The following is a 7361-nucleotide window of genomic DNA, read 5'->3' as shown; positions in this document are numbered from 1 at the left end:
GTTACCAGGAGAACTTAAATAGCCTGACACCGTTAGAATACCGGTATCAGACTGTTGCATAGATTTTTGTTTTTTTACTGTCTACTTGACAGGGTGCAGTTCAGCTAGCAGGGATTCTATACTGTTTAATACAGCTGAGCCAAAAGAAATTAGACCAGTAAAGAACATCTTTTTCGTGGTGCATATAAAAATGTTCCGTCACGATTACTTTCTTTGTATAAAAGCTTCCCCGATATTTACTATCCATGCTGTGTCATCATTTAAATTGCCAATTCAACCATTTGAAATGCTAAAATGATCTTTCCATCAAGCAAAAGCAATGATTTCATCCAACTCTATCAGGCTATGATTCCTTTCATTCTCTGCAGATGCCTAACTGAGCGCAGACCAACCACGTAGACTCCTTTGGGAACAGAGCGAGCTGAAGCTGAAGTCGTCCCCATGGAAAGCGTAGTGGTTGGTTGTAGGCTCTATACACAATCTCCATTCCATTAGTAGGATGATTTAACAACATGCAAGCAGGATAATGTAGAACATATCCATCCTGAAATAGCTAGGTATATTTACTTTTTCTTAGATGCGAAAGATGAGTAAATAATAAAATAGCTCCCTTTAACACGTTGAAGCAGTTTTTTTCTGCTGGTGATAAAGGAAGCATATCATAATGACTGATTTGGTATTTCGAATTTTCCCCTTAGGTCAATAAGATTTTCTTTTTCCAGTCTATTTATTAAGCATAGAAGGTAAAACCTGATCTTCCGGCAACAAGGACACATAGTTTTCCGGCCCTGCCTCACGATCACGAAGCTCTTTCGCAGCATCCTCCAGCACTTCTGGATTTTGCAGAACATCAATGATTGTGCTGGCAATGGCTTTCCCTGCAAAAAGCATTCCTTTTTTCGCATAGGAGGTTTTTCCTTGAGACACGACCTGCCAAGTATGGAATGGTGTGCCGAAAGTCCAAGTTGCTGCCATTAATTGTGCAGTAGGTGTCACCCAGCTGACAGCACCAACATCGGTAGAGCCTGACCCTTTTACATATTCCGGTGCTTCACGGTAAGCATTTACTTCATGAATAAGTGGACGTGCGGCAAGCTCCTTCGCTTTATCTTTACCTACCAGCGAGGCAGCAAAAGCGATATCATCTTCATTTAATGTTTTATAATATTTCTTACTTAATTCCAGCTCTTCTTCAGTAAAATGTGGATATTCTAAAGCCTTCATATTTTTATGAAGCAATTTATCTAATGTTGCATTTTGCACTAGATTAGAGCATACGCCTTCGATACGATAATCCATGGAGGTTTCTGTCATTAAAGCAGCACCTTCCGCAATTTTTATCAGACGTTTAAACAATGCACGTGCCTGGTCTGCATGCGGCGCCCGTACAAAATAAGAAACCTCTGCTTCTCTTTGGACAACATTTGGAGACATGCCTCCAGAATTAGTTATCGCATAATGAACACGGGCTTCATCAATCATATGCTCCCGCATATAATTGGCGCCGACATTCATTAATTCCACAGCATCTAAAGCACTTCGCCCTAACTCTGGAGAAGCCGCAGCGTGCGAGCTTATCCCGTGAAATGTAAAGGTAGAATGGATAACCGCCAGTGAAGGTCCATGAAATAAGCTGTTAGAGTAATGCGGATGCCATGAAAAGGATGCTGCCACATCATCAAATAATCCCGCTTTGACCATATATGTTTTCGCATACCCGCTTTCCTCTGCCGGGCAGCCATAGTAACGAATCGTGCCTTCCAGATGATTTTTTTCTAAGTATTCTTTTACAGCAACTGCTGCAGACATGGAGCCTACGCCAAGCAGGTTATGGCCACAGCCATGTCCCGGACCATAGGGTACTTCCGGATCATACTCTGTTACACCTGCTTTTTGGCTTAAACCAGGCAAAGCATCATATTCTCCTAAAATCGCAATCACCGGACCACTGTTTCCATAGGTTGCAGTAAACGCAGTCGGAATATTAGCTACTCCACGCTCTACCTGAAAGCCTTGCTCCTCCATAAAATCAGATGAGCATTTAAATGACTGCTCTTCTTCATAACGAATTTCTGGTGTCTCCCAAATTTGATCACTTACCTTAAAAAAAGCTTCCCGCTTCTGTTCAATGATTTCTTCGATTTGGCTGATAATATTATTTTCACTCATTGTTTTCATACATTCCTTTCTGCTTTTGTACTATGTATATTTTATAGCAAAATAAAGTGCAATGAAATAATTACCTTTCCTATTATTAGCTAGTATCACTATGTAAGCTGAATTATTAATTACACGAATCATTTTTCAGTACGAAAATAATTCATAGTAAAACTCTGTGACTATAAAAAAATTATATTCGCTGCACCTTTAATAAATCAAAAAAGAAGCCGCATGAAAAATGATTCCATTTCTCACACGGCCTCTCCTCTAATTAAAACAAACATAACATTGTTTTTGATGTTCCTTCTGTCTCTTTATCTTCAAAACCAAGTTGATGATACAGCCTGATTGCTCCAGTATTTTTCAGATCCACACTGAGAGACAACCCAATGTACCCTGCTCTCTTAGCTTCTTTTATAATTTCTATTAATAACTGTTTTCCCAATCCCTTACCTCTTTCACCTTCAACAATTGCAATACCGAGTTCAGGGATATCAGGACTGACAAAGCCATATCCTTTTTCACTTTCATTAAACAGGCGGTACCACACCGCTCCAACGGCCTGTCCCTGCTGATTCACCGCGATAAGAGCCATATCCCCTGTTCGCCCCCAATTTTGATGGTATTTTTGCAAATGTTCTGCTTGAAGCAGCTCTTCTTTTGAAGGCTTATCAGATGGAATATATATGGATTCATATAGCATATCCGTTAAAAAATCAGTATCTTTCCGGCTTTGCTCTATTTTTCTAATTGTATATATAGCGTTCCCCTACTTTCCCGGATATTTCTCTTGTAGAAACCGTACAGACTGCTGAATTAATTCCTTCAATACCTCTTCATCAATATCTGCTGCTTTATTAATATAAACACAGGACTTACCAGTTGTATGTTTACCGAATTTTGCAAGTAAAAGTTCGCGCTCTGTATCTCCTGTCGCAAAGTAAAGACTTATCTTGGCCTTTCTTGGAGAAAAGCCGACTAACGGCGCGTCTCCTTCATGACCTGAATCATATTTATAATGATACTTCCCAAAGCCAATAATGCTCGGTCCCCACATAGCTGCTTCACATCCGGTTGTCTCCGCGAATATATCCAGCAGGCGGTATGCATCCTCCCGTTTCTTAGGATGCTCTACCTGTTCTATAAATTCAATGACACTGTTATCTGTTTCTTTTGTTTTTAATTGATACATTTATTTACCCCTCATATGCCTTTCGCAATGTTTCTATATCCAATTTTTTCATTGGCATCATTGCCTTGTTAACTCTGGCAATTTGCTCTGGTGCTGCATTCTCACTCATCATTTCATCCATATCCTTCGGTGAAATTTGCCAGGATACCCCATACTTGTCCTTCAACCAGCCGCATTGCTCTGCTTCAGGTACTGCTGATAAACGTTCAAAATAATAATCAATTTCTTCCTGGGTATCACAATTCACCAGCAAAGAGACAGCTTCATTAAATTGAAAACCATGATTCAGTGCACTATCCATGGCTGTCATCCAGACATTTTCGATCATAAAATCAGAAAACATCACTGTCCCCTCTTTATTTGGATCCATCCCTGCAGGATAATGGGCAATGACTCCTTGTTTACTATTTTTAAAAATGGATTGATAAAACTGGACAGCTTCTTCCGCTTTACCAACATTTTCACCAATGAACATCATAGAAGGTAATATCGGCGGCCTTTCTTCTCCCTCTGGATTCGTCAGGATAAGCTGCCAGGAAAGTCCGTATTTATCTTGTGTCCAGCCATATTTTTCACTGAAGGGATACGCATCAAACGGCATAAGTATCTGCCCGCCATCGGACAGCTTCTCCCAAACCTCTTCAATCTGGCTGGACGCATTCTTATCACGGGCCGGGTCGAAATTTACCATAAAGGAAATCGACGGATTAATTGAAAAATATGGGCCTGCACTGATTGCCATGAAGCGCTGCCCCCACAAATCAAAGGAAATCAAATCACAATCTCCTGATGGTGTTTCCTTTAGAACAATTTCACTGATAATCTGTGAATCCGGAAAAACAGAAGTGTAAAATGCCGCAGCTTCTTTTGCTTCTTTATCAAACCAGAGATGTGGAACAATATTTTTCGTAATCGTTGTCATTATTTTTCCTCCTTTAAGGTATCAGATACTTTTAATATACCATTTTCTAACTTGCTCTGCTTCTTCTAATTTGCTCAATTTCGTCTTTATTAAACCCGCCTGTCATCATGCTGAACCAATGCTTTACGCTTCCATTAATCTGAAAATTATTTCTTTCCTTTTCTTAAACAGATGCCTAGACACGCAGCACCTCTTCCTCTATGATAGTGCTATTGTTTTTTTAGTTAGAACGAAAGGAAGTGTTATATAGTGACAATGAAATTCTCCCGCAATATGGTTTTATCTGTATTTATGATTGGTACATTTGCGATTGGGATGACAGAATATGCTGTGACCGGATTATTAACGCAATTTGCTGCTGACCTGGACGTGGCAGTTTCTGCAACTGGATTATTGCTTAGTGTCTACGCCATCAGTGTCGCTGTCTGCGGACCATTACTACGGATACTGACAGTTAAATATTCACCGAAACCATTATTAATTGCACTCATGGCTATTTTTATAATCAGTAATATTGTGGCTGCCACTGCTCCTACCTTTGAGATATTGCTTTTTTCCAGGCTTCTTTCTGCAACGATGCATGCGCCATTCTTCGGTCTGTGTATGAGTATGGCTATTGATATTTCACCGCCTCATAAACGCACCAGCGCCATTGCTGCGGTGCAGGGAGGTCTTACTATTGCGATTATGCTGGGGGTTCCCTTTGGATCATATATCGGCGGGATGCTGGATTGGAGACTCGTATTCTGGTTTATTGCATTGATGGGTATTATCAATTTAATTGGGATCATGATCGTGACACCTGATATCAAACAAAAAGAAATTCCTAAGCTAAAGAATGAAATGGCCATAATTAAGAATAAAAATGTCTGGATGCTGATTGCCGTGATTGTCTTAGGCTTTTCCGGTGTATTTACTGCCTATACGTTCACAGAGCCGATGCTCAGAGAAATTGCAGGCTTTGATGTAACAAGTATCACGATTGGATTATTCTTATTTGGGCTTGGTGCAGTGATAGGGAATTTTGTTTCCGGAAGCATTCAGCCTGAGGTACTGACAGAGCGCTTAATTGTAGCGATGGCTATTTTAGGTACGGTGCTTATCAGCTTCACCTTCTTCCTTGCAAATCCATTCTTCACGTATGTTGCCTGCTTCTTATTTGGAGCCGGTACATTTGGAACAACACCAATACTAAATGCCAAGATAATTCTCGCTGCCACAGAGGCACCTGCTTTATCCGGGACAATTGCCGCATCAGTGTTCAACCTGGCAAATTCGATTGGAGCAACTTTAGGAAGTCTCCTGCTGACGAACCAATTTTCATTCAGACAAATCACTTTTGTTGCTGGCGGAATGATTTTCTTTGGAGTGATATTGATGTTTATTACGCATAAAATTGAAGATAAATCTTTATTCAGATCTGCTGAAAGGGCTTATGAATAATTTTGTAAAAAGGAACGGCTGATACATGTTGTATTTAGCCGTTCTTTATATCTGTATTTATATTGTGCAATTTTTAATTATTTTATATTCTGTTTAATTGTTCCATAATATATTTTGGTGAGCATTTTCACTTTGTGAATGCAAAGCTATGAACATTCATTGATATATACACCTAGATTTATAAAAGAGGCTTTTACTAGGTTATTTTAACGTAGTAAAAACCTCTCAATACAACTAATTCTCATTTTCTATCCAGATTCCAGGATTAATATTTATAGGAAATAGATGAGATTGATCAGTTAAAAATGAAACTACATTAGACATTTTCATATATACAGGATATAAAATATCTTTTTCATTTTCTTCTATAAATTTATCAATTTCATCTAATTCACTAATTACAATCACAAATTTAAAATTACAATTTACCTTTATATCCTCTTTTTCGTAAATAAGCTCTATATTAAAATTTATCTTCTTATCGTTATCAATTGTATAATCTATATTCATATCATGTTTTTCTTCTTTTAAATTTCTATTAACCTGATAGTCTACACTTACTAAGTCAAGGTCAACTATCGATATACTAAAATCTTTTTTCATAAGATATCCTACCCTTCAAACGAATGTTTATAGGAAAAATTTTCTACATAATGAAACTTTGGTTCTTTTATTAAATTTGTTTCTTCATTCTTAAATAAAGTGTATACATTTCTACTACTCTCTACCATATTATATTCGATATTAAAAGATAATTTGTTATTTAAAGTTTCTATAATATTTTCTCTCAAAATATTAGTTTCATTGTAATTAAAACCGTCATTTAATAATTGAATAATACTCGTATTTAAAGAAGTTCCATTAACATTCGAATAGTCTTTAATCCTTTTGTGCAGCATCTTAGGAACTCGAATTGTCATTCTCCCTGATAAATTTTCATCATTCGTCTCGTAACCTTTTGGATAAGCAATTTTTTCACCTTTATCTTGTTGCAAATAAAATAAAGCTTGCTTAGCTTCATTCACTTCTTTTAAAGCTTCATCGATAGTCACGCCAAAAACTTCTAATCCATTAATTTCCGGTGAGCTTACAATAAAACCTTTTTCACCTTCTTCTTCAAAAGGTGTGATAACTAACTTGTAATCTAATTTTAAAAATTCTTCTAAACTCTCTACATATTTATTCACGTTCCATTACCTCCTCCACAAGTTCTATCACTTTTTTTGCATGATATACTCCCATAGGCTTATCTATGGATAACGTCCATCTAAGGTCTGGAAACTTATTGTGAATTACCGGACTATGTGATCCGTTTCCTTGGCTTTCAATTACTTCAAAGCCATATTTTTTTAACAATGAAACCAGCTCTCTATAAGTTCTTCCCTTTTTATTATTTTTTATACTTCTATACAGCTTTTCTCTTTTTGACAACCTATCCACCACCGCACCATATATAGTGTCATTATATTCATTTTATACAATATTGATACCAATTTCAATAATTATTTCTTTTCAAAAAGAAAATAGACCTCCAAATGTCTGAACTGCACCCTGTCAAGTAGACAGTAAAAAAACAAAAATCTATGCAACAGTCTGATACCGGTATTCTAACGGTGTCAGGCTATTTAAGTTCTCCTGGTAACG

8 protein-coding genes are annotated in these 7361 nt (G+C 37.5%); 1 reads left to right on the top strand and 7 read right to left on the bottom strand.

Features of this window, described 5'->3' with window-relative positions; genetic code table 11:
* Nucleotides 1–723 precede the first annotated feature (723 nt).
* From IEX29_RS26185 to IEX29_RS26170, 4 genes are all read right to left on the bottom strand, one after another.
* The gene (locus IEX29_RS26185; protein WP_188738809.1) at nt 724–2169 is read right to left on the bottom strand and encodes a M20 family metallopeptidase; all 1446 of its coding nucleotides are present in this window, start codon (nt 2167–2169) and stop codon (nt 724–726) included.
* Between the two features lie 262 nt (nt 2170–2431).
* Nucleotides 2432–2863: a GNAT family N-acetyltransferase gene (locus IEX29_RS26180; protein ID WP_229720409.1), complete on the bottom strand. Its 432-nt coding sequence runs from the start codon at nt 2861–2863 to the stop codon at nt 2432–2434.
* A 66-nt stretch (nt 2864–2929) separates the two neighbouring features.
* Nucleotides 2930–3352, bottom strand: a complete 423-nt coding sequence (locus IEX29_RS26175; RefSeq protein ID WP_188738780.1) for a DUF1801 domain-containing protein — start codon at nt 3350–3352, stop codon at nt 2930–2932.
* Between the two features lie 4 nt (nt 3353–3356).
* Nucleotides 3357–4274: a VOC family protein gene (locus IEX29_RS26170; RefSeq protein ID WP_188738778.1), complete on the bottom strand. Its 918-nt coding sequence runs from the start codon at nt 4272–4274 to the stop codon at nt 3357–3359.
* A gap of 255 nt (nt 4275–4529) precedes the next feature.
* Between IEX29_RS26170 and IEX29_RS26165 the strand changes: the two genes are divergently transcribed.
* Entirely contained in the window at nt 4530–5717 is a 1188-nt protein-coding gene (locus tag IEX29_RS26165) for an MFS transporter (RefSeq protein WP_188738782.1), read from the top strand.
* 234 nt (nt 5718–5951) lie between these two features.
* Here IEX29_RS26165 and IEX29_RS26160 read toward each other — a convergent pair whose 3' ends face one another.
* The 3 genes from IEX29_RS26160 to IEX29_RS26150 are packed head-to-tail and all read right to left on the bottom strand — an operon-like array spanning nt 5952 to nt 7148.
* Complete coding sequence (locus IEX29_RS26160) at nt 5952–6320, bottom strand: hypothetical protein (RefSeq protein ID WP_188738776.1); 369 nt, start codon at nt 6318–6320, stop codon at nt 5952–5954.
* Between the two features lie 8 nt (nt 6321–6328).
* Nucleotides 6329–6904: a type II toxin-antitoxin system HicB family antitoxin gene (locus tag IEX29_RS26155; protein WP_188738774.1), complete on the bottom strand. Its 576-nt coding sequence runs from the start codon at nt 6902–6904 to the stop codon at nt 6329–6331.
* On the bottom strand, nt 6897–7148 hold the full coding sequence (locus IEX29_RS26150; protein ID WP_188738773.1) for a hypothetical protein: 252 nt from the start codon (nt 7146–7148) through the stop codon (nt 6897–6899). The genes IEX29_RS26155 and IEX29_RS26150 overlap by 8 nt, the downstream gene beginning before the upstream one ends.
* Nucleotides 7149–7361: the final 213 nt, after the last annotated feature.

Source organism: Oceanobacillus neutriphilus (assembly GCF_014645515.1).
GTDB lineage: Bacteria > Bacillota > Bacilli > Bacillales > Amphibacillaceae > Oceanobacillus > Oceanobacillus neutriphilus.
This window is presented reverse-complemented; position numbering and strand designations above follow the sequence as displayed.